Here is a 21722-nt window from a genome sequence, read left to right on the forward strand (position 1 = left end):
GAGGTTAAGCCTATGCGAGGGGGTAGGTAGTAGCATGCTAGCCTATTGCTCGCGTGTGGTTGCCTGCACCTCGCTGTTGCCGGAGGGCATGTCGCCTACGGGGGAGCCGGCGTTGTTGGGCTGGCCTTCAATGGCGGCATCCACGGAGGTTTTCTGGTTCTGGGCCGAGCCGGTGCCAATGGGTGTGTATGCCTCGTCACCACCGCTCACGCTGTCACGCATGGTTTCTATGGGCCGGGCCTTCTGGTAGGTAGAAAAATCCTGGGAAACCTGGGGGTCTTTGCCCGGCGTGTTGCGGTAGTCGCAGCCGGTGAGCGAGGCCATCAGGGCGCCAGCAGCCAGCAAAGGAAGAAAGCGTTTCATGGGAATAGAAGTCAAGGTAGAGAAAGGAAGCATCTATGCAAAGGCAAACGTACCCGGCCCGGCTGCGGTTGCGCCGGACCTTGCGGGCGCGGGCCTTACCTTTAAGCCATGCCCTTTCCTACCCTCATGAACTGGAGCGGCGGCAAAGACTCTGCCCTGGCCCTCTACCACGCCCTGCACGACCCTGCTCTGCACGTTACGGACCTGCTAACCAGCGTAAACGCCCACTACGGGCGCGTGTCCATGCACGGCGTGCGGGTAGCGCTGCTGGAAGCCCAGGCCCAGCGCATCGGCCTACCTCTCACCCAGCTGGAGCTGCCCGAAACGCCCGACATGGCCCTCTACGAGCAGCAGATGCGCGCCACGCTGGCTCCTTTGCAGGCACGGGGTATTCAGCGGGCCGTGTTCGGGGATATTTACTTGGAGGATTTGCGCCACTACCGCGAGCAGCAGCTGGCGCAAGTAGGCCTGCAGGCCGTATTTCCGCTCTGGCAACGTCCCAACGCCGAGGTGCTGCGCGAGTACCTCGACCTGGGCTTCCGGGCGGTGGTCGTCTGCGTCAATGAAAAATACCTCGACGCCAGCTTCTGCGGCCGCCTCCTCGACGAAGACTTTCTGCGCGACCTGCCACCCGGCGTTGACTCCTGCGGCGAAAACGGCGAGTACCACACCTTCGTCTTTGATGCGCCGTACTTCAGCAGCCCCATTCCGTTTCAACGCGGCGAGCTGGTGCGCCGTACCTACCCGGCGCCCGCCCCTGCCGATGCCCCGGAACCGCCCGCCCCGGCCGCCTTCTGGTACTGCGACCTGCTGCCCGCTGCCACGCCCGGCGCATAACAAAGCCGGGGGCAGGCGGGTACTAGGGTAGCAACCTTTTTCCTTCTGCTATTTTCGCCCGTATGTTGCCCGCCCCCACCGCTACTATTCTCTTCGACGGAGTCTGCAATCTGTGTAATGGCTTTGTGCAGTTTGTTATCGGGCACGATGCGGCCGGCCATTTCCGGTTTGCTTCCCTGCAGTCGGGGGTAGGGCAGGAGCTGCTGCGAACTCACAGTCTGCCCATGCCCGAGGAGCCTGATTCGGTTATTCTGATAACCCCCGACGGGCAAGCCCACACCCACTCCGCCGCCGCCCTAGGCATCCTGCGTCGGTTGGGCGGCCTTTGGGGGGTAGCCGGTGCCCTGGGGCTGCTGGTGCCCCGGCCCCTCCGCGACGCGGCCTACCGCCTGGTGGCCCGCAACCGCTACCGGTGGTTTGGGCGCCAGGAAGCCTGCTGGCTTCCAACCCCCGAGCTGCGGGCCCGCTTTCTGTAGCCAACCCTACCTTTTCTTTACCTCTCACCTTCCCCTTTTACCGCCTTACTATATGCAAGCCCTAGTGCTCGAAGGAATCGGCCAGCCTGTCACGCTGCAGGAAGTTCCTACCCCCCAGCCCGGCCCCGGCCAGGTGCAGGTGCAGCTCCACGCGGCCGCCCTCAACCACCGCGACGTCTGGATTCAGAAGGGCCAGTACGCCGGACTGAAATTCCCGATTATTCTGGGCTCCGATGGGGCCGGCATTGTGTCGGCGCTGGGTGAGGGGGTAGATGCCGATCTGCTGGGGCAGGAAGTGCTCATTAACCCCGGCCACCACTGGGGCAACAACCCCGCCGCCCAGGGCCGCGACTTCCAGATTTTGGGCTTGCCCCAGGATGGCACGTTTGCCGAGTTTGTGTGCGTAGATGCCGTGCAGGTGCGCGCCAAACCGGCCCATTTGAGCTTCGAGCAGGCGGCCGCCCTGCCTCTAGGTGGCGTTACGGCCTACCGCGCGGCCTTCACCAGGGCCGGCCTGCAGCCCGGCGAGCGGGTGCTCATCAGTGGGGTAGGGGGCGGCGTGGCACTGCTGGCCCTGCAGATGGCCGTAGCCAGTGGGGCCGACGTGTGGGTTACCTCCGGCTCTGAGGAGAAAATAGCCCGGGCCGTGGAGCTGGGCGCAAAAGGCGGCATCAGCTATAAGGCCGAAAAATGGCCGGCTACCCTCACTAAGCAGGCCGGAGGCAGCTTCGATGTGGTTATCGACAGTGCCGCCGGCCCCGGCTTCAACGACCTGCTGGACGCGGCGGCTCCCGGCGGCCGCATCGTATTCTACGGGGCTACCCACGGCGACATCCCCACGGTGGCCGCCCGCAAAATCTTCTGGAAGCAGCTTTCCGTGCTGGGCTCTACTATGGGAACTGCTCAGGATTTCAACGGCATGGTCAGCCTTTTCGAGCAGCACGCCATTGTGCCCGTACTGGACGAAGTCTTTGCCCTGGCCGACGGAGAGCAGGCCCTGCGCCGCATGGACGAAGGGCTGCAGTTTGGTAAGCTAGTGATGAAGATAAAGCCTTGATAATCAAGACTCTTATTTATCAATAAATAAGTAAAAAATCCTGTTTTCGGGAATAAAAAACAGTGGTGTTCTGTTATTTATCCGACATCTGAAACCATAGATTTGCTGCCTGATGAAAACGCCCGCTGAATACCTGGATTGCCCTGTTTTTGAGTTGACTTACCCTACCGGCGAAGCTGCCGAATCGGTACCGGTAGTGGCGTATGACGACGCCGTACGGGCCGTGGAACTGGCCCTGGCCGACGCGGAGAAGTACAAATACCTGCTCATGCGTGCCCTGCGCCGCCACGCCGCCGAAACCAGCGTTTCCTACCCGGCCCTGCCCACACTGCCCCTACCCCAGGAGGCGCCCGAAACTCCGGTCCGCCCGCTCTACCCCGATTTGGCTGCCTAACTCTTTCGCAGGCAGCTTGTACGTACACAAAGGCCGCGCCCAATCCGGGTGCGGCCTTTGTTGTATGGTTGGCTCTATGCCACTGAAAAACGCTACCCCTCCTTACCAACCGGCCGTAGCAAACGGTGCCCTAGCTCCTGTGCCAGCTCCGTAGCTTGGCTCCGCAGCTCCGGTACGGCCGTTGACTCGAAGTAGGCCGGGCGGCGGCTCGGGCCGAGGGTAAACAGCACCGCCGACGCTTGTCCCTGTGTGTTATACAAAGCCCCGTGCTCATCCGTCACAATGCCCAGGCGCAAGGCGTCGGGTACTAGGTAGCCAGCTTCTCGCAGGCCTGTAACCAGCGGAGCATCAATGCGGCTATAGTCCAGCAAGGGGCCGGTGCAGTTGATAACGTGCTGGGCCCTGAGGGGCCGGGCGGGCTGCTGGGTCTCATTTCGGACGGTTACTACCAGCTCCTGCGGCTCCGCTGCAATGGCCCTGACCCGACCCTTTTCCATCCGCACCAACCCAGTGTCCAGCATCTGCTGCAGGGCATTGGCGTTCTGGGGCGGGCTGCGGTGCCGCACCACCGACCAGATGCCGGCTAGGTGGCGCAGAAAGCGAGCTTGTTCCACCGGGGGCCACGCCGCCCAGATGCGGCCCAAATCGGGCCGGAGCGAATCGATAACCGCCTGCCAGCCGATGCCTTGGTGCTGTGCTTCCCGCACATGGCGGCGCACTATATTCAGCACGTCGCCTACCCTCCGCTGGCCCGCCAACTCCGTGGCGTAGAAGCTGGGGTAAGAATCGGGTTGCCGCTGGTGAGCCAACGGCCAGCGGCCGTGCCCCGAAACCACCGTAATCTGGCCCCGGTGGCCATCGGCCTGCAAACCCAGCAGCACATCAATAGCCGTGAGGCCGGTGCCGATGAGCAACACCGTATCGTCGGCCCCTATGTCGCGCAGTGCCCCCCGGGCCCAGGGGTTGCCATGGTATGCCGGGTGCTGTAGGTAGCGCAGGTCGGGGCCGGTAGGCGGCAGGGGCGGAAAGTTGCCCAGAGCCAGTACTACATAGTCGCTGTGAATTTCTGTGCCCGACGACAGCTTCACCCGTGCCGACTGCCCATCCGGGGCTACGGTTACGGCCTGGGCCGTCATGTTGTGCCACTTGCACCGGATGCCGTTGCTGGAAGGCCACTCCAGCACCTGGCTGATGAGCTGCTGCAGGTAGCGCCCGTAGCTCTGGCGGGAGCAGAAGCCGTTTTCACATTCATCGGACTGCGTTACGCGCAGCCAGTTTACAAAGTGGTCGGGCTGATCGGGAAAGGCGCTCAGGGACTTGCTTCGGACGTTCAGCAGGTACTCCGGCCGACGAGCCGTATAAGCCAGCCCCGGACCCGGGACCGGCCGGGGCTCCACCAGATGTACGTCACAGGCAAACAACTCCTGATTAGGTAATCGGGCTAGTTGGAGGGCCAGCATCGAGCCGGAAAACCCACCACCCACTATAGTTATGCTTTTTCGTTGCACCAGCCTGCAAAAGTGAGATGAACTAGGGGGAAGGAAGGTACTCTGGAAAAAATGATATAAAAATTAATTTTTGCAATATGATAAAACACTTTAGTCGGCACAGCAACAGCTTTTGAAACTTGATGCTTGGATAGATGCCTGATAATCAAAACGAAACCCCTGAGCTGCCTAAGCAACCCAGGGGTTTTGTAATTATCGTTTAGTGTGCAGCAATTCTCTACCAGTGCGAGGGAATTAATAATAGTGGCCTGGCACCAGGTAATTGCGCACGTAATCGGAAATACCGTCTTCCAGCTTCGTGAACGGTAGGTCGTAGCCTATGCTGCGGAGCTTGCTCATATCCGCTTCCGTGAAGTACTGGTAGGTGTCGCGGATGTCCTCGGGCGTGTCGCGGAACCGGATGTCGGCGGTGCGGTCCAGGGCCGCGAAGGTGCTCAGGGTCAGATCGAGGAAGGTGCGGGCCTCGCCGGTGCCCAGGTTATAGATACCCGAGTTGCGGCGGTTCTGCATCAGGAAGAAGCACACTTCCACTACGTCTTTCACATACACAAAGTCGCGCTGCTGCTCCCCGTCGGCGTAGTCGGGGTTGTGCGAGCGGAACAGGGTCATCGAGCCCGTTTCCTGAATCTGACGGAAGGCGTGCAGAATAACGGAGGCCATGCGGCCCTTGTGGTACTCATTGGGGCCGTACACGTTGAAGAACTTCAGACCTGCCCAGAAGAAGGGCTTTTCCGGCTGCTGCACGGCCCAGTTATCGAAATCGTTTTTGGAGTCGCCATAGGGGTTTAGGGGGCGCAGCAGGGGTAGGAGGGCGTCATCGTCGGAATAGCCCAGGGTGCCGGAGCCGTAGGTAGCAGCTGAGGAAGCATACACCAGCGGTAGCTGATAGCGGCAGCAGGCCAGCCACATCTTTTGGGAGTACTCCAGGTTGAGCACGTTCAGTACGTCGCGGTTTTGCTCCGTGGTATCGGTGCGGGCCCCGAGGTGGAAGATGAATTCCACCTGCTCGTGGTTGGTCTCCAGCCACTCAAAAAACTCTTCGCGGTCCACGTACTCCCGCAGGTGCTTGCCGGCGAGGTTGGCCAGCTTACGCTCCGAGGTGAAGTTGTCCACCACCACGATATCGTTGAAGTTGGCGGCATTGAGGCGGGTGACAAGACAGCTGGCAATAAAGCCGGCGGCTCCGGTAACGACGATCATAAGGCAGAATATTTAAGCCAAAAGTAAGCAGACGCGGCGGAAGCATGACGTTTCTGGTTTTTAGTCGGCAGTATAAACCCTACCCCCATTCATCAGCTTAGCCTGTAGTAGGGCGTTGTAGGCGGTAAAGAGCGTCATAGGAAGCAAACAGACCGTCGTTCCGAGCGCAGTCGAGGAATCTCGTTCCCTATCCTTTCATCCATACCGAGAGGGTAGGAGCAACCCAAGCTGCTTCCGCTACCTTTGCCTCATGCTCCGATTCCTCCATTCCGTGGTTACCACCCGGAAGTTGCTACCCCTGCTACTGCTGGCAACCGCCTGCCAGCCCGATAAGCCCGCCACTACCGAAGCGGCCGCCCCGCAGCACCTGCGCGACGACCTGGGCCGCGAGCTGACCGTGCCGGCCCACCCGCGCCGCATCATGTCCTTGGCGGCTTCCATGACGGAAATGCTCTACGCCGTGGCCGATACGGCTACCATCGTGGCCCGCACCCAGGTGTGCGACTACCCGGCCGCAGCGTTGCGCAAGCCCGTCATCAACAGCTACCCCCTGGATATAGAGCGCCTCGTTGCCCTCAAGCCCGAAGTAGTGTTTACCACCGAAGGCGTGACTTCACTGGCCGACGCACAGCGCCTGCAGGAGTTGGGTATTCCGGTATATTACCAGCGCTATACTAAGGTGGAGGACGTTTTCCGGGGCCTCAACGACCTGGGCCGCATCTTGGGCCGACAGCCGCAGGCCCGCCACCTCACCGACTCGCTGCGGGCGGAGCTGAAGAAGCTTTCATCTGCTACCCCCTCTAGCCCTTCGAAGCCCCGAGTGCTCGCCATTACGTGGTCCGACCCTATCTATGTGTACGGGCAGAACACGCTGTTCACTGACAAAATTGCGCTGGCTGGTGGCCAGAACGCCGTAGTAGAGAAGTTTGCCCAGCCCTACCCCGCTCTCACCCGCGAATACGTCCTGAAGCTCAATCCCGATGTAATCATCGGCGGGACATTTGGCAAAATGGATAGCACGTTCTTCAAGTTGTATCCGGAGCTGAAGCGCATCCGGGCCTACCAAACCCGCCGCATCTACCGCGTCACCGACGATTTGATGTCGCGCCCCAATCCGCGGGTAGTAGAAGGGGTGCGGGAGCTGCAGCAGGTGGTTGCCGGCTCGTAACCCGCTGCTTGTTCTGGTATGTCGCGCCCCGCTCTGCCCTGGATTCTGGCTTGTGTGCTGCTCACCTTCGTGCTGCTGGCCGTGGGGTTGCGCGTGGGCAGCTACGAAACCAGTTATAGCCTTATTGGCCGCGCACTGCTGCACTACAACCCCCAGGACGCGGCCCAGTTGGTACTGGTAGAGCTGCGGCTGCCCCGGCTGCTATTGGCCCTGCTGGCCGGCGCGGGGCTGGCTGTGAGCGGCTACCTCATGCAGGCCATGGTCAACAACTCCCTGGCCGACCCTTACCTGCTGGGTACGGCGTCGGGAGGGGCATTGGGGGCCAGTACGGTCTTTACCTTTTTTCCTACGCTCACCATCACGGGGCTGTATCTACCCCCGCTGGCGGCGCTGCTGGGAGCCTTGGGTACCACGTTGGTGGTCGTTATTGTGGGTAGCCGGCGAGGGCGCATCGTTCCGGCTCAGTTGCTGCTGGCTGGGGTAGCCGTGGGCTCCCTTACTACCTCGCTCGGGGGGCTGCTGACCTTTCTGGCTGCTACTGAGGAAAAGCTCCGCACCATCACGTTCTGGGCCTTGGGCGGCTTCGATAAAGCCAGTTGGGCCATCCTGCCTTATCCGGCGGTGGCACTGGGGGTAGGGCTCCTGCTGCTTGGGTTCCTGCACAACAGCCTGAACCTGTTGCTGCTGGGCGAGGAGCGAGCTACGGCCCTGGGCCTGCCAGTGGCGCGCACGCGCTGGCTGCTGCTGCTTATTGCCTCTGGCCTGACGGGTTGCGTGGTGGCGCTGGCGGGCCCTATTGGGTTTGTAGGCCTGGTCGTTCCGCACATCACGCGCTGGCTGCTGGGCACCGTGAGCCGTGGCAATCTGGTGTTTTGCGCCTTGCTCGGTGGGAATTTCCTGCTGCTCTGCGACCTGCTGGCCCGCCTGCTCTACCCCCCCGCCGGGCTACCTATAGGCCTCGTAACTGCTCTATTCGGCGTACCGTTCTTCGTATATTTGCTGCGAAAACAAGGCTCGTAGGCTTTGAAAGGGTTGACCGTTGCGCGGGGGGTAGTACCCCAGCCACTATATCAGCCAAGCCCTCAACGCCCTACGACTGCAACACCCGAACGAATGGTATATATCAGCCGACAGGAGCACTTCAATGCGGCCCACAAGCTCTACAACCCCAACTGGAGCGAGGAGCGCAACCGCGAAGTCTTCGGCCCCTGCGCCAATGCCAACTGGCACGGCCATAACTACGACCTCATTGTAACCGTGAAAGGCAAGCCCGACCCCGAAACCGGCTTTGTCATCGACCTCAAGCAGCTCAGCACCGTTATTCGCACCCACATCGTAGATCAGGTTGATCATAAAAACCTGAACCTGGATGTGCCTTTTATGGAAGGACAGCTGGCCAGTACCGAAAACTTGGTCATGGCCTTCTGGAAGATTCTGCAGCCCGAAATTGAGCGTATTTCTTCGGCCCGCCTGCACAGCATTAAGCTCTACGAAACCCCGCGCAACTTCGTGGAATACTTCGGAGAGGAATAAGTAGATATAAATGCCGAGCGTATCCGCCGAGCCACTTTAAAACGGCGGGTACGCTCGGTTACTACTTCACAAGGGCTACTTCTTACTTCATTCAATGAAATACTACCTGATAGCTGGCGAGCGGTCCGGCGACTTCCACGCGGCCAACCTCATGCGCGAGCTGCGCCAGCAGGACCCCCAGGCAGAGTTTCGCTGCTGGGGCGGCGACATGATGCAGGAGGCCGGCGGCGAGCTGGTGCACCACTACCAGGAAATGGCCATCATGGGCTTTTGGGAAGCGGCCACCAGCATCCTGAAGTTTCGGGGCTACCTGAAAGAATGTCAGCGCGACCTGTTGGCCTACCAGCCCGACGTAGTAATTCTGGTTGATTACGCCGGCTTCAACATGCGAATTGCCAAGTTCGCCAAAGCCAACGGCCTGAAGGTATTCTACTATATCTCGCCTAAAATCTGGGCCTGGAACCAGGGCCGCGTGCACAAAGTGAAGGCGCTGGTTGACAAGATGTTTGTGATTCTGCCCTTCGAGGAGGAGTTCTACCAGCGCTTCGACTACAAAGTAGATTACATCGGTAACCCCACCGCTGACGCCGTGGCGGAGCACCGCAAGTCCGACGATTTCTACGAGCGAAACAACCTAGACCCGCTGCGCCCCATTATTGCAGTGCTGCCCGGTTCGCGCAAGCAGGAAATCGAGGAAATGCTCTACGAAATGGTGGCTATCCTGCCGCCCTTCCTGGACTACCAGTTCATCGTGGCCGGCGTCGATAACCTCGACCGGAACTACTACGCCAACTTTGAGCGCAACAACGTCCGCATCCTTTTCGACCAGACCTACGACCTGCTGGCCCACGCTACCGCTGCCCTCGTAACCAGCGGCACCGCTACTTTGGAAACGGCCTTATTCGATGTGCCGCAGGTAGTGTGCTACCGCACCAGCGCTGTATCCTACTCCATTGGCAAGGCGGTAATCAAGGTACCGCACATTTCCCTGGTAAATCTCATTGCTGGCAAGGAGGTAGTAAAGGAGTTAATCCAAGGCGACTTCAACGCCCGTAACCTCGTCACGGAACTTAAGAAAATCACCGCCGACGAGGAGTTCATTGCCCAGCAAAAAGCTGGCTACGCCCAAATCCGCGAGAAGTTAGGCCAACAGCGCGCCGCCGAAAAAGCCGCAAGGCTGATGGTGGGGTATTTGAAGGGATAGAATGTTATGCAGAGAAAATATGGGGTGGTTGTCTTAAGCCTAATTTTGATAGGCTTGCTATTCCGTAAAATATTTCTGTCCAGTAACACTATCGCTCATATTTCGCATACCGATCAAGACAGCAGTACCCATGGGTTAATCTTTCTGACAGAGGATACCAATGTTCCTAATATTCGGAATCGGCGTAAACTACAGGAATTACTAAGCCCGGCCGAGTATAGACAGGCGTTGGATTCCACCCAACATTATGATAAGAATTATTGGGGTTTGGACGGTAGCCACCTACAAACTTGGCGGGCTAAAGATTATAAAGTCTTTGACGATTCACTCCTTATGGGAGAGAATTATACAGCTAAACTGATACTAATATTCGATAATACCCTGGGCGGAGGTCGGCAGTATTTCTTTCAAATTCGAACTTACACCAAGGATAATCATTTAATTGATAAAGCAGAATTAGCTTCATGGTCAGATAAGAAGAAGGAATTTTGTAGTGGCTGGCTCACTGACGACCATTTTTTAATCAGAAGTTGTGGGAACAACAATGAGGTCAAACGTATCAACCAAAGTGGCCATTTCATCATTCCTAGCCCTCTTACTACCATGTGGCTCAAGGTGAAGGGATATTAAAAAGGCGCAGCCCTTAAGCAGGTGCTGCGCCTTTTCGTGTTAGTGCGGTAATCTACGCCGCCCGCAACTGCTTCAGCGCGGTCTGCTCAAACTTGCTTCGGGCGTATTCTTCATCAATTACCAGTTCCTTCACGCCCTCTTCCGAGGGCATATCGAACATGGCGTCAGTCATGATGGCTTCGCAGATGCTGCGGAGGCCGCGGGCACCCAGGCGGTACTCGTCGGCTTTCACCACGATATATTCCAGCGCGCCGTCGGAGAAGCTCAGCTGAATGTTCTCCATGTCGAACAGGCGCTGGTATTGCTTCACAATAGAGTTCTTAGGTTCCGTCAGGATTTTGCGCAGGGTAGCGTGGTCGAGCGGGTTCAGGTGAGTCAGGACGGGTAGGCGACCGATGAGCTCAGGGATAAGGCCGAACTGCTTCAGGTCCTGGGCCGTCACGTAGCGCAGGAAATTCTGCGTGTCAATTTTCTCCTCCAGCTGCGTCTTGGCAAAGCCAATCGGCTTGGTGTTGAGGCGGTTCTTGATGATGCGCTCAATGCCTACGAAGGCCCCGCCACAGATGAACAGAATGTTCTCGGTGTTGACGGTAATCATCTTCTGCTCGGGGTGCTTGCGGCCGCCGTGCGGAGGTACGTTTACCGTGGTGCCTTCCAACAGCTTCAGCATAGCCTGCTGCACGCCTTCTCCGCTCACGTCGCGCGTGATGCTGGGGTTGTCGCTCTTGCGGGCAATCTTATCAATCTCATCGATGTATACGATGCCGCGCTCGGCTGCTTCCACGTTGTAGTCGGCGGCTTGCAGCAGTCGGGTCAGGATGCTTTCCACGTCCTCGCCTACATAGCCGGCTTCCGTGAGTACCGTAGCATCGGCAATGCAGAAAGGCACCTGCAGAATATTCGCCAGCATGCGGGTCAGGAAGGTCTTACCTGTGCCGGTTTCACCTACCATGATGATGTTGGATTTCTCAATCACCACGTCATCCTTCTGAGGCTTCTGCATCAGGCGCTTGTAGTGGTTGTACACCGCCACCGACATCACCTTCTTGGCTTCGTCCTGGCCTACCACGTACTGGTCGAGGTACTCCTTCATCTCGCGCGGCTTCACGAGGTTAAATTTCGGCGCCTTGGAGTTAGCCCGAATCTTATTCTCCTCGTTCAGGATTTGCTGGGCCTGTCCCACACACCGTTCGCAGATGTGGGCGTTGATGCCCGAAATCATCACCGAAACGTCTTTTTTGCTCTTGCCGCAGAAGGAGCACGTTATATCAGCCATTGCCAGAAAAACTCACAGGTAGGGGAGGAGGATAGATAACTTTCACTAACCTACCCCAAAGGTACGAAAAGGCCAACGCCCTGCTACGCTAAAAAAGTGCCGTTGGGCTTGGCCTCTACTAAAAACAAAAAGCCCGCCGAAGCGGGCTTTTTACTGTTGTCATTCCAAACAGAGTGAGGAATCTGGCTTATACACAAGATGCTAACTCAAATCCTCACTCTGCCTGGAACAACTGGCATTACGCCTTCTTTTTTTCCAGAACCTCGTCAATCAGGCCGTACTCCTTGGCCTCGTCGGCACGCATCCAGTAGTCGCGGTCCGAGTTGTCGTGGATTTCCTGGTAGGTTTTGCCGGTGTGTTGCGCCAGAATGTCGTACAGCTCTTTCTTGAGCTTCAAAATCTCACGAGCCGTTATTTCAATATCCGACGACTGGCCTTGCGCGCCACCCGAGGGCTGGTGAATCATCACGCGGGCGTGGGGTAGGGCCGAGCGCTTGTCTTTAGCACCACCGGCCAGCAATACGGCACCCATGGAAGCAGCCAGACCCGTGCAGATGGTAGCCACATCGGGGTTTACATACTGCATGGTATCATAGATGCCCAGACCGGCATATACCGAGCCACCGGGCGAGTTGATGTAGAGCAGAATGTCCTTCTTAGCATCCACCGACTCCAGGAACAGCATCTGCGCCGTCAGGATGTTGGCAATGTAATCGTCCACGGCCGTGCCCAGGAACACAATACGGTCCATGATCAGGCGCGAGAAAACGTCAATCTCCGCGAAGCGGGTAGGGCGCTCCTCAATTACCGAGCGGGTCATGCCCGTGGGCATAATCAGCCCGTTACGGGTCTGGCCCTCTACGTGCTGGATGTATTGATCAACGCCCAGGCCACTGAGGCCCTGGCCTTTCACGGCAAACTTGCGGAACTCTTCTTTATTCAGCATGTCAGAAAATTAGGAGAAGTAAGATGGCAAAACGAAACCGCAAGGGCAACAAAAAAGCCCATACGACAAGTAAGGGCTTTTTTGTTGGTCTAAAACCAAAAATGTTAGCGGTTAGCCAGCATTTTGATTGCGGAAGTCCTCGGCCGTAATCGCGTTGTCATTAACAACAACTTTGCCGCGCAGGTTTTCCAGCACTTTCTCTGCCAGAATGGCTTCGTACTCGTTCACGTAGTTCTTGCCGTTCTCCTGACGCAGGAAGTTGTCAGCAAAGCCGCGTACCGATTCTTCCAGCTCCGGCGTCATTTCCATGTTGAACTGACCCAGAATCTTCTGCATCGTACGGTCCACGATTTCCTCGTTCGATACTTTCAGCTCGTTGGCTTCCACTACCTTGTTGCGGATCAGGGACCACTTCAGCTCCTTCTCGTAGTCTTCGTAGTGCTCCTCAATCTGCTCCGGGGTCAGCTTGCCTTCGTTGGCGCGCAGCAACCACTTCTTGAAGAACTCCTTCGGAATTTCAATGCTGGTGTTTTCCAGCATTTTGTCGATGATCTGGCGGTTCACCAGGTTGTCGGCCTCCCGGTCGTAGTTCTCCTGTACCGTCGAGCGTACTTTCTCATCGAAGTCCTCCTTCGAGGTTACGATGTCTTTGCCGAATACTTTGTCGAACAGCTCCTGGTTGAACTCTGCCGGCACTGAGCGCTGTACTTTGCCTACGGTCAGGGTGTACTCGCCTTCAATGGCTTCGGCTTCTTCCTTGCTCAGCCCCGAGAAGTTACGGATAGCCGTCAGGTCGCCGCCAAATGCGTTTTTCAGGTCGAAGGTGATTTTATCATCTACCTTCACGCCTACAAATTTATCGGCGTCGTTTTTCAGCTTGTTGGTCGGCAGCAGCACTACGCGGCCTTCGCCTTCCTCGCCAGCCTTCTTCAGCTTGCCCGAAATGTAGTCGCCGGCTTCGGCCGTCTCGGGGTCGGTGGTTTCGCCAAACTGGCGCTCCAGCTGCTCGTAGGTTTCCTGCAGGGTGTTCTCGTCGAGGTCAACTTTGTGACGATCAACGGTTACTGACTGATCAGCGGGCAGCTCGAACTCGGGCAGCAGGCCCAGCTCAAACTGGAAGGTGTAGTCCTTCTGGTTATCGAAATCCACGTCCGTGGGTACGGGCAGGGGCTCACCCAGAATCTTCAGGTCGTTGTTCTTGATGTAGTCATCAACGGCTTTGCCCAGCAAGGCGTTGATTTCATCGACCAAGATGCCTTTGCCGTACATTTTGCGCACCAGCGTTACCGGCACCTTGCCCGGGCGGAACCCTTTGATCTGCGCCTTTTTGCTGTACTCTTTCAGCTTGCTCTCCACGGTGGGAGCATAGTCAGCCTCCGTAAGAGTTACTGTCAGGATGGCATTCAGCTGGTCGTCTTTCTTGTCGAGGGTAATGTCCAAAACGGGTCGTCGGTTAAGGGTACTACGAGTGGAGTCAATGTCGGGCCAAAACCCGGATAAAAAGAAACCCCCAACGGGTGGGTTGAGGGTTTGAAAGCGGTTTTCTGCTGAAAACCAGAATAAGTGCGGATGGAGGGACTCGAACCCACACGCCTTGCGGCACCAGATCCTAAGTCTGGCACGTCTACCAATTTCGCCACATCCGCGTCAGAGGCCGGCTGCCTCGGGGGCGCAAAACTACACAGGTGAAATTTAAAAACAAGCAGGTTTGGTAAATTAAGCTCAGTAGCGGGGCCTTCATTTTGGGCAAAAGAAGCCTGTAAGCCAGCTAAACCGTGAATTCATCGAAAACCCAGGCAGACAACACCGAATGATAGTATTCTGCACGAACCTGGCCGGAGCTATGTTCTATAGGTGCTACCCCCGGTACAGGTTCATAGTTCGGTAGGGGGTAGTCAAGCTTCCGCCTCAAGCCGTACCTTCGCAAGCAAGTATTTCGGTGCCTTTGGCGCCGCCCGCGTACCATGTCCACTGTCATCGACCCCGAAGTAGAGCGCCAGGAAATTCTGCGCCACTACCGCCGCCTGCTCCGCACCGCCAAGCCTTATCTGAAGGAGGGCGACGCGAAGCTTATTAAGAAGGCTTTCAACACCTCCTTGGAGGCGCACAAGGAAATGCGCCGTAAGTCCGGGGAGCCCTACATTCTGCACCCGCTGGCCGTAGCTCAGATTGTGGTAGAGGAAATCGGCCTTGGTACCACCAGCATTGTAGCCGCGCTGCTGCACGATGTGGTAGAGGATACGCCCTGGGAAGTGGCTGACGTTGAGCGGGAGTTCGGGCCAAAGGTGGCGCGCATCGTGGATGGCTTGACCAAAATTTCGGGCGTCTTCGACTACGGAACCTCCGAGCAGGCCGAGAACTTCCGCAAGATGCTGCTCACGCTCTCCGACGATGTGCGCGTCATTCTCATCAAGCTCGCCGACCGCCTGCACAACATGCGGACCCTGGACTCGATGCCGCGGCACAAACAGCTGAAGATTGCCTCGGAAACCATTTACCTCTATGCTCCGCTGGCCCACCGCCTGGGCCTCTATACCATCAAAACGGAGCTGGAGGACCTCTACCTCAAGTACACCGATACCGAAATCTACACGGAGCTGGTAAACCGGGTGCGCCAGAGTCGCGCCGCCCGTAACCGCTTTATTAAGGAGTTCGTGCAGCCTATTGATGAGGAGCTGAAGGCCCAGGGGTTTCAGTACGAAGTGAAGGGTAGGCCCAAGAGCATCTATTCTATTCTGCGGAAAATGCGCAAGCAGAACATCACCTTTGATGAGGTGTACGATTTGTTTGCCATCCGCATTATTCTGGATGTGCCGCCGGAGCAGGAAAAAGCCGCTTGCTGGCAGGTGTACTCCGTTGTTACCGACTTCTACCAGCCCAACCCCGACCGGCTGCGCGACTGGGTGAGCACCCCGAAAGCCAACGGCTACGAGTCGTTGCATACCACGGTCATGTCGCGCACGGGTCAGTGGGTAGAGGTCCAGATTCGGTCCCGCCGCATGGATGACATTGCCGAGAAAGGCTATGCCGCGCACTGGAAGTATAAGGACAGCAGTACCGCCCAGTCAGAGTCCACCCTTGAATCGTGGATTAATAAGGTGCGGGAAATGCTCGAAACCAATAATTCCAGCGCTCTGGAGTTCATGGACGAGTTTCGCCAGAACCTTTTCGTTAAGGAAGTATATGCCTTTACCCCCAAAGGCAAGCTGGTCATTCTGCCCGACAAGGCTACGGCCCTGGACTTTGCCTTCGAAATTCACTCCCACATCGGGCTGCAGTGCCTCGGCGCCAAAGTAAACCAGAAGCTGCAGCCCCTAAGCTACCAGCTCCGCAACGGTGACCAAGTTGAAATTCTGACTTCCCAGAAGCAGAAACCTACCGAGGAGTGGTTGCAGTACGTTACCACCTCCAAGGCTCGCACGCGCATCAAAGACTGGCTGCGCGACGATAAACGCAGCAAGGCGGAAGATGGGCGCTTCATTGTAGAGAAGCGGCTGGAGCTGCTGGGGGTAGAGTATTCGCAGGATAACCTGAACCGGCTGCTCGCTCATTTCAACACCAGCAACCCTCTGGATTTTTTCTACCGAGTTGCTATCGGGCAGGTAGATGGCCGCGAGATTCAGAAGAATCTCTTCGACTCTACCGTGGAAGCCCCACGCCTACCATCCATGCTGGAGCCTAAGGCCTTCGACCACGAGGTGCAGAAAGTTCGGGGGGTGAATGCCAACATGCTGGTAATTGGTGAGCAAACCAACAAGTTCGACTACACTATTGCCCCCTGCTGCAACCCTATCCCCGGCGACGATGTGTTTGGCTTTGAAACCGATGAGGGCATCGTGATTCACCGTACTTCTTGCCCGAAAGCGGTACAAATGATGTCGAACTACGGCAACCGCATCGTGCGCGCCAAATGGACCGAACAGCTGGAACTGGCTTTCCTGGCCGGCATCCGGATCAAAGGTTCCGATAGGGTAGGGCTGGTGAATGATGTAACGCGCATCATCAGCAACAGCCTGAAAGTGAACATGCGCTCCATCACCATCGACTCCAACGACGGCATGTTTGAGGGGCAGATCATGGTATTCGTAAACGACACCGACCACCTGACCAAACTAATTCAGCGCCTGTCTAGAGTGAATGGGGTGCTGTTAGTAGAGCGCTTCGACTCGTAAATAGCTCTAAAAAGTTTTCAGCTAAACGTAAAGTATAAAACAGTACAAGAAGGAAGTCATGCAAGACTCTATTCCATTTGTGTCTGTCTTGTCTTACCCTCTTTTGAAAACGTAAACTTCTCCCGAAGCTGCCGGTTTCCACTCCTTATAAGTAGAGCATCACCATGTCCGTCACTGAGAAGCATCTGGATAAAGAAAAGTACGAGGAAGTAAAGAAGATTTTCACTGCCTACCTCGAGAATAAAGGCCTGCGCAAAACCTCCGAGCGGTATGCCATTTTGGAGGAAATTTACTCCCGTACCGGGCACTTCGATGTGGAGGAGCTTTATGCTGGTATGAAAGAGCAGGGGTTGCAGGTTAGCCGGGCAACGGTATATAATACCCTTGATCTATTGGTAGAGCATGGCCTGGTCAGCAAGCACCAGTTCGGCCGCAACCTGGCGCAGTACGAGAAAAGCTACGGGTATCGTCAGCACGACCACGTTATATGCACCGAATGCCACAAAGTGGTTGAGTTCTGCGACCCCCGTATTCATGGCATCCAGACCATGGTAGGCGAGTTACTCAACTTCCATATCTTGCACCACTCTTTGAACCTTTACGGCGTGTGCGGCGACTGTCGTGCCCAGGCCGCCGCCCGCTCTCTAGCCGAATGAAAACTGATACCGCCGTCCGCGACGGCATTCTCTTTGTGCGCCTCTCCGGCGACCTGATCGGTAGCCCCGACACCCAGCAGCTCCTGCAGAGCGTTGACCAGCATCTTGGCGAAGAACTGCGCCACTGCACCGTCGATTTGTCGAGCATTCGGTACATCAACAGCACAGGTATTGGAGTGCTGGTATCGCTACTCACTAAATTCCGGAGCCGTGGTGGCGAAATGATGTTGATCAACCCCGCCGACCACCCTCGCAAAATGCTGGCCTTAACCAAGCTGAACGCCATATTTTCCATTGCGGACGACGAACAATCGGCCGCCCAACAGTTGAAAGCCGCAAACTAATGCCCGTTGATGTACTAGTAGGATTACAGTGGGGGGATGAAGGCAAAGGCAAGATTGTCGATGTGCTGGCCCCCACCTACGATGTAGTAGCCCGTTTCCAGGGTGGCCCCAATGCCGGCCATACCCTCACGTTCGGCGGTACCAAGCACGTGCTGCACCAAGTGCCATCCGGAATCTTCCACCCCCATATCATTAATGTGGTAGGTAACGGAGTAGTGCTGGACCCTGTCGTGTTCCGTCAGGAACTGCAGAAACTGACCGACCGGGGTGTAAATTGGAGCCAGAACCTCTACATCTCGCGCAAAGCTCAGCTTATCCTTCCCTCGCACCGTGCCCTCGATCGTATTAATGAAGAGGCCCGGGGCGGTAGCAAGATCGGTTCCACCCTTAAGGGTATTGGTCCTACATATCAGGATAAAATAGGCCGCACCGGCCTGCGGGTAGGCGACATTCTTCTCCCCGATTTTCAGCAACGTTACCAGGAGGCGGTTGCCCGTCATGCTACCCTCGCCGAGTTTTACGGTCGCGGCCTCGATATTGAAGAATTCGAGGCCGATTTCTTTTCAGCCGTGGAGTTCCTGCGCACTTTGCAACTCACCGATACAGAATATCTGCTGAACGATCTGCTCAAGCAAGGCAAAAGCATCTTGGCGGAAGGCGCCCAAGGCTCCATGCTCGACATCGATTTTGGCACTTATCCCTTCGTTACATCTTCTAGCACCATTGTAGCGGGTGCTTGCACCGGCCTAGGTATTGCGCCACGGCATATTAATAAGGTGTACGGAATCAGCAAAGCATACTGTACTCGCGTAGGCAGCGGCCCATTCCCCACCGAGCTCCATGACGAAGTGGGTGAGCAGATCCGCGCCGCCGGCAGAGAGTTCGGTGCTACCACAGGCCGCCCCCGTCGTTGCGGTTGGATTGATTTGCCTGCCCTACGGTACAGCATTATGCTCAACGGCGTCACAGAAATCCACTTGATGAAGGCTGACGTGCTCGATGAGTTCGATGAAATTCAGGTTTGTACCCATTACCTCCTACCCAACGGAGAGCAAACTGACCATCTGCCAGACCACGGCGACCTGCAAAACCTCACACCTGTATATACTAAGGTAGCGGGTTGGCGCACGGAGCTACAAACCATTACGGATCCTCAGGCGCTCCCTCAACAGCTGAAAGACTACGTGCACTTCCTAGAGCAGAAACTAGAGGTTCCAGTAAGTATTGTCAGCGTTGGCCCTGATCGGGTAAGCACCCTACACCTTAATTAGGCGTACAATCCTAACTGATATAATCCACCAGAAAACCGCCTCCTAGGCGGTTTTCTGCATTGTATACCAAGGTGCTCGGCAGATAAAGTGCCACTTTCGAAAAAAATGCCTGCCAATAATGAACTCAAATCACTGATTAAATAGTTCGCAGTCAACAGGATACGGAGGTGTTGAGCAGCAACGTCCAGCGGCCTTGAACGAAAAAAGGCGGGGCTGGGTTTGGAAATCCGGAGCCGACCCTGCACTTTTGCACTCCCAAACCGAAACGCGGTAGGGGCGACGGAAGAAGACGCGGTGCGCTTCTTGCCCGACCAAGCAGTTAGCAACGGCCCCGGCCCTTCCTGAAGAATACGCCACAAAGTTTTTTTCGGCTCGGGCTTGCGAAAGTGAAACGGGTGGTGTTACCTTTGCACCCCGATTCAGCCGGAAGCGGGCGAGAGCAGCGAAAAAACTTTTCGCTTTTCCTTGCAAAAGCCAACTGATGGGTGCTACCTTTGCAGCCCGGTTCGGTAGCGAAAACGGCCCCTAGCGGGACGGGCACTGCGAAAAGCGAAGAAAAAAGTTTTTCGCTCTGAGCTTGGAAAAAGAGAAAAAGCCTTTACCTTTGCAGCCCGCTTCGATCGGAAGTCGGCAGATGAGTTCTAAAGCAAAACACTTCGAAAAAAAAGTTTTTTGCTTCGGGCTTGCAGAAAGAAAAAAAGGAGTTACTTTTGCAACCCGCTTCGACTGGAAGCGCGGAAAGCGAAACAAACTAGCTGCTTAAGCGAAGCGGCACACGGTCAGAAACAGCGGTTTTTGGCACACGTTCTTTGAATGACTGGAAAAGACAAAAATGGGTAAGCTGCTCGGCTTACGATTCGTAAACGGAGCAGGTTATTGCAAGCGTAGAAACGGATGAGCCCACAAAGCTTGTCAAGGAATACGAGTCGGATCAGCACTTGACATCAGCTTCCCTTCGGGGTTGCGTAGTACTTTATACAATGGAGAGTTTGATCCTGGCTCAGGATGAACGCTAGCGGCAGGCCTAATACATGCAAGTCGAACGGGTGGTCGCAAGACCACTAGTGGCGCACGGGTGCGTAACGCGTAACCAACCTGCCCCGATCTGGGGGATAGCCCGCCGAAAGGCGGATTAATACCGCATATACCCGCAGCCTGGCATCAGGCAACGGGGAAAGATTTATTGGATCGGGATGGGGTTGCGTGACATTAGCTAGTTGGCGGGGTAACGGCCCACCAAGGCGACGATGTCTAGGGGACCTGAGAGGGTGATCCCCCACACTGGCACTGAGATACGGGCCAGACTCCTACGGGAGGCAGCAGTAGGGAATATTGGGCAATGGGCGAGAGCCTGACCCAGCCATGCCGCGTGCCGGATGAAGGCCTTCTGGGTTGTAAACGGCTTTTCTCAGGGAAGAAAAAGACCTTGCGAGGTACACTGACGGTACCTGAGGAATAAGCACCGGCTAACTCCGTGCCAGCAGCCGCGGTAATACGGAGGGTGCAAGCGTTGTCCGGATTTATTGGGTTTAAAGGGTGCGTAGGCGGCTTGTTAAGTCCGGGGTGAAAGCCCACTGCTCAACAGTGGAACTGCCCTGGATACTGGCAAGCTTGAGTCCAGACGAGGTTGGCGGAATGGATGGTGTAGCGGTGAAATGCATAGATACCATCCAGAACCCCGATTGCGAAGGCAGCTGACTAGGCTGGTACTGACGCTGAGGCACGAAAGCGTGGGGAGCGAACAGGATTAGATACCCTGGTAGTCCACGCCGTAAACGATGGATACTCGCTGGTGGCGATAGACAGTCACTGGCTTAGGGAAACCGGTAAGTATCCCACCTGGGGAGTACGCTCGCAAGAGTGAAACTCAAAGGAATTGACGGGGGCCCGCACAAGTGGTGGAGCATGTGGTTTAATTCGATGATACGCGAGGAACCTTACCTAGGCTAGAATGCGCGTGACCGGCTCAGAGATGAGCCTTTCCTTCGGGACACAAAGCAAGGTGCTGCATGGCCGTCGTCAGCTCGTGCCGTGAGGTGTTGGGTTAAGTCCCGCAACGAGCGCAACCCCTATGTTTAGTTGCCATCAGGTGATGCTGGGGACTCTAAACAGACTGCCTGCGCAAGCAGTGAGGAAGGCGGGGACGACGTCAGGTCATCATGGCCCTTACGCCTAGGGCTACACACGTGCTACAATGGGCGGTACAGAGGGTCGCTACCTGGTGACAGGATGCCAATCTCAAAAAACCGTTCTCAGTTCGGATTGAAGTCTGCAACTCGACTTCATGAAGCTGGAATCACTAGTAATCGCGTATCAGCCATGACGCGGTGAATACGTTCCCGGGCCTTGTACACACCGCCCGTCAAGCCATGGAAGTTTGGTAGACCTGAAGCTGGTGCTCGTCACAGAAGCCAGTTAGGGTAGAACAAGTAACTGGGGCTAAGTCGTAACAAGGTAGCCGTACCGGAAGGTGCGGCTGGATCACCTCCTTTCTGGAGCTCGTTCCGACTCGCCTTGACGCACAAGAGCTGCGACAGGGCTCTTCGTTTCGCCCGCTTGTAATAGTACCCTTGTTGTCTTTTCCTTCATTCTCACGATCATCCAATAGGGGTGGTACACGTTCTTTGACATAGAGGAAAACAGAGTAAGAAAAAGAAAGTGTGATTACCTAGTTGTAGTCACCCTGA

Annotated in this window: 20 protein-coding genes, 1 tRNA gene and 1 rRNA gene; 15 read left to right on the forward strand and 7 right to left on the reverse strand. The window is 56.4% G+C overall.

The window, feature by feature from the left end; genetic code table 11:
* Positions 1-42 precede the first annotated feature (42 nt).
* Positions 43-363, reverse strand: coding sequence for a hypothetical protein (locus FGZ14_RS00960; protein WP_139920284.1), 321 nt, complete (start codon positions 361-363; stop codon positions 43-45).
* Positions 364-471: 108 nt separating this feature from the next.
* Between FGZ14_RS00960 and FGZ14_RS00965 the strand changes: the two genes are divergently transcribed.
* The 4 genes from FGZ14_RS00965 to FGZ14_RS00980 all read left to right on the forward strand — a co-directional run bounded on the left by FGZ14_RS00965 (position 472) and on the right by FGZ14_RS00980 (position 3127).
* Positions 472-1200 carry a diphthine--ammonia ligase gene (locus FGZ14_RS00965; RefSeq protein WP_257883311.1) on the forward strand — a complete coding sequence of 243 codons (729 nt, stop codon included), beginning with the start codon at positions 472-474 and terminating at the stop codon, positions 1198-1200.
* Positions 1201-1262: 62 nt separating this feature from the next.
* Positions 1263-1676 carry a thiol-disulfide oxidoreductase DCC family protein gene (locus FGZ14_RS00970; protein ID WP_139920286.1) on the forward strand — a complete coding sequence of 138 codons (414 nt, stop codon included), beginning with the start codon at positions 1263-1265 and terminating at the stop codon, positions 1674-1676.
* A 52-nt stretch (positions 1677-1728) separates the two neighbouring features.
* On the forward strand, positions 1729-2733 hold the full coding sequence (locus FGZ14_RS00975) for a zinc-binding dehydrogenase (protein ID WP_139920288.1): 1005 nt from the start codon (positions 1729-1731) through the stop codon (positions 2731-2733).
* 112 nt (positions 2734-2845) lie between these two features.
* Positions 2846-3127: a hypothetical protein gene (locus tag FGZ14_RS00980; RefSeq protein ID WP_139920290.1), complete on the forward strand. Its 282-nt coding sequence runs from the start codon at positions 2846-2848 to the stop codon at positions 3125-3127.
* A gap of 92 nt (positions 3128-3219) precedes the next feature.
* On the opposite strand, the gene FGZ14_RS00985 is transcribed toward FGZ14_RS00980, so the two are convergent.
* A complete protein-coding gene (locus FGZ14_RS00985) occupies positions 3220-4635 on the reverse strand; it encodes an FAD/NAD(P)-binding protein (protein WP_308217162.1) in 1416 nt (471 codons plus the stop codon).
* A gap of 234 nt (positions 4636-4869) precedes the next feature.
* A complete protein-coding gene (rfaD, locus tag FGZ14_RS00990; protein ID WP_139920294.1) occupies positions 4870-5835 on the reverse strand; it encodes an ADP-glyceromanno-heptose 6-epimerase in 966 nt (321 codons plus the stop codon).
* Between the two features lie 250 nt (positions 5836-6085).
* Here rfaD and FGZ14_RS00995 point away from each other — a divergent pair, with 250 nt between their 5' ends.
* The 5 genes from FGZ14_RS00995 to FGZ14_RS01015 all read left to right on the forward strand — a co-directional run bounded on the left by FGZ14_RS00995 (position 6086) and on the right by FGZ14_RS01015 (position 10370).
* Positions 6086-7003 (forward strand): ABC transporter substrate-binding protein, encoded by a 918-nt coding sequence (locus FGZ14_RS00995; protein WP_139920296.1) that lies wholly within the window; start codon positions 6086-6088, stop codon positions 7001-7003.
* Positions 7004-7021: 18 nt separating this feature from the next.
* Entirely contained in the window at positions 7022-8023 is a 1002-nt protein-coding gene (locus FGZ14_RS01000; RefSeq protein WP_139920299.1) for an iron ABC transporter permease, read from the forward strand.
* A gap of 93 nt (positions 8024-8116) precedes the next feature.
* Positions 8117-8536, forward strand: coding sequence for a 6-carboxytetrahydropterin synthase (locus FGZ14_RS01005; RefSeq protein WP_139920301.1), 420 nt, complete (start codon positions 8117-8119; stop codon positions 8534-8536).
* A gap of 94 nt (positions 8537-8630) precedes the next feature.
* Positions 8631-9740, forward strand: coding sequence for a lipid-A-disaccharide synthase (lpxB, locus tag FGZ14_RS01010; RefSeq protein ID WP_139920303.1), 1110 nt, complete (start codon positions 8631-8633; stop codon positions 9738-9740).
* 54 nt (positions 9741-9794) lie between these two features.
* A complete protein-coding gene (locus FGZ14_RS01015; RefSeq protein WP_139920305.1) occupies positions 9795-10370 on the forward strand; it encodes a hypothetical protein in 576 nt (191 codons plus the stop codon).
* A gap of 52 nt (positions 10371-10422) precedes the next feature.
* On the opposite strand, the gene clpX is transcribed toward FGZ14_RS01015, so the two are convergent.
* The 4 genes from clpX to FGZ14_RS01035 all read right to left on the reverse strand — a co-directional run bounded on the left by clpX (position 10423) and on the right by FGZ14_RS01035 (position 14238).
* Complete coding sequence (clpX, locus tag FGZ14_RS01020; protein ID WP_139920308.1) at positions 10423-11646, reverse strand: ATP-dependent Clp protease ATP-binding subunit ClpX; 1224 nt, start codon at positions 11644-11646, stop codon at positions 10423-10425.
* A 238-nt stretch (positions 11647-11884) separates the two neighbouring features.
* Positions 11885-12592: a ClpP family protease gene (locus FGZ14_RS01025; protein WP_139920309.1), complete on the reverse strand. Its 708-nt coding sequence runs from the start codon at positions 12590-12592 to the stop codon at positions 11885-11887.
* 111 nt (positions 12593-12703) lie between these two features.
* Positions 12704-14032, reverse strand: a complete 1329-nt coding sequence (gene tig / locus FGZ14_RS01030) for a trigger factor (protein ID WP_139920312.1) — start codon at positions 14030-14032, stop codon at positions 12704-12706.
* A gap of 124 nt (positions 14033-14156) precedes the next feature.
* Positions 14157-14238, reverse strand: a tRNA-Leu gene (locus tag FGZ14_RS01035).
* 318 nt (positions 14239-14556) lie between these two features.
* On the opposite strand from FGZ14_RS01035, the gene FGZ14_RS01040 reads away from it, so the two are divergent.
* The 6 genes from FGZ14_RS01040 to FGZ14_RS01065 all read left to right on the forward strand — a co-directional run bounded on the left by FGZ14_RS01040 (position 14557) and on the right by FGZ14_RS01065 (position 21527).
* Complete coding sequence (locus FGZ14_RS01040) at positions 14557-16764, forward strand: bifunctional (p)ppGpp synthetase/guanosine-3',5'-bis(diphosphate) 3'-pyrophosphohydrolase (protein WP_139920314.1); 2208 nt, start codon at positions 14557-14559, stop codon at positions 16762-16764.
* A gap of 164 nt (positions 16765-16928) precedes the next feature.
* The gene (locus FGZ14_RS01045; protein ID WP_139920316.1) at positions 16929-17420 is read left to right on the forward strand and encodes a Fur family transcriptional regulator; all 492 of its coding nucleotides are present in this window, start codon (positions 16929-16931) and stop codon (positions 17418-17420) included.
* Positions 17417-17764 carry an STAS domain-containing protein gene (locus tag FGZ14_RS01050; RefSeq protein WP_139920318.1) on the forward strand — a complete coding sequence of 116 codons (348 nt, stop codon included), beginning with the start codon at positions 17417-17419 and terminating at the stop codon, positions 17762-17764. Before FGZ14_RS01045 ends, FGZ14_RS01050 begins: the two co-directional genes overlap by 4 nt.
* Positions 17764-19035: an adenylosuccinate synthase gene (locus FGZ14_RS01055; RefSeq protein WP_139920320.1), complete on the forward strand. Its 1272-nt coding sequence runs from the start codon at positions 17764-17766 to the stop codon at positions 19033-19035. The genes FGZ14_RS01050 and FGZ14_RS01055 overlap by 1 nt, the downstream gene beginning before the upstream one ends.
* A 577-nt stretch (positions 19036-19612) precedes the next feature.
* Positions 19613-19798 carry a hypothetical protein gene (locus FGZ14_RS01060; RefSeq protein ID WP_139920322.1) on the forward strand — a complete coding sequence of 62 codons (186 nt, stop codon included), beginning with the start codon at positions 19613-19615 and terminating at the stop codon, positions 19796-19798.
* Positions 19799-20012: 214 nt separating this feature from the next.
* A 16S ribosomal RNA gene (locus tag FGZ14_RS01065) occupies positions 20013-21527 on the forward strand.
* The last annotated feature ends 195 nt before the right edge of the window (positions 21528-21722 follow it).

This window comes from Hymenobacter sp. DG01 (assembly GCF_006352025.1).
GTDB lineage: Bacteria > Bacteroidota > Bacteroidia > Cytophagales > Hymenobacteraceae > Hymenobacter.

Bases quoted from the DNA above. Each gene is read 5' to 3' on its own strand.
- FGZ14_RS01055 (WP_139920320.1), top strand. From the start codon at position 17,764: ATGCCCGTTGATGTACTAGTAGGATTACAGTGGGGGGATGAAGGCAAA.
- FGZ14_RS01050 (WP_139920318.1), top strand. From the start codon at position 17,417: ATGAAAACTGATACCGCCGTCCGCGACGGCATTCTCTTTGTGCGCCTC.
- FGZ14_RS01045 (WP_139920316.1), top strand. From the start codon at position 16,929: ATGTCCGTCACTGAGAAGCATCTGGATAAAGAAAAGTACGAGGAAGTA.
- FGZ14_RS00960 (WP_139920284.1), bottom strand. From the start codon at position 363: ATGAAACGCTTTCTTCCTTTGCTGGCTGCTGGCGCCCTGATGGCCTCG.
- FGZ14_RS00965 (WP_257883311.1), top strand. From the start codon at position 472: ATGCCCTTTCCTACCCTCATGAACTGGAGCGGCGGCAAAGACTCTGCC.
- FGZ14_RS01025 (WP_139920309.1), bottom strand. From the start codon at position 12,592: ATGCTGAATAAAGAAGAGTTCCGCAAGTTTGCCGTGAAAGGCCAGGGC.
- clpX (WP_139920308.1), bottom strand. From the start codon at position 11,646: ATGGCTGATATAACGTGCTCCTTCTGCGGCAAGAGCAAAAAAGACGTT.
- FGZ14_RS01040 (WP_139920314.1), top strand. From the start codon at position 14,557: ATGTCCACTGTCATCGACCCCGAAGTAGAGCGCCAGGAAATTCTGCGC.
- FGZ14_RS00995 (WP_139920296.1), top strand. From the start codon at position 6,086: ATGCTCCGATTCCTCCATTCCGTGGTTACCACCCGGAAGTTGCTACCC.
- FGZ14_RS00970 (WP_139920286.1), top strand. From the start codon at position 1,263: ATGTTGCCCGCCCCCACCGCTACTATTCTCTTCGACGGAGTCTGCAAT.
- rfaD (WP_139920294.1), bottom strand. From the start codon at position 5,835: ATGATCGTCGTTACCGGAGCCGCCGGCTTTATTGCCAGCTGTCTTGTC.
- FGZ14_RS01005 (WP_139920301.1), top strand. From the start codon at position 8,117: ATGGTATATATCAGCCGACAGGAGCACTTCAATGCGGCCCACAAGCTC.
- FGZ14_RS01000 (WP_139920299.1), top strand. From the start codon at position 7,022: ATGTCGCGCCCCGCTCTGCCCTGGATTCTGGCTTGTGTGCTGCTCACC.
- FGZ14_RS00980 (WP_139920290.1), top strand. From the start codon at position 2,846: ATGAAAACGCCCGCTGAATACCTGGATTGCCCTGTTTTTGAGTTGACT.
- lpxB (WP_139920303.1), top strand. From the start codon at position 8,631: ATGAAATACTACCTGATAGCTGGCGAGCGGTCCGGCGACTTCCACGCG.
- FGZ14_RS00975 (WP_139920288.1), top strand. From the start codon at position 1,729: ATGCAAGCCCTAGTGCTCGAAGGAATCGGCCAGCCTGTCACGCTGCAG.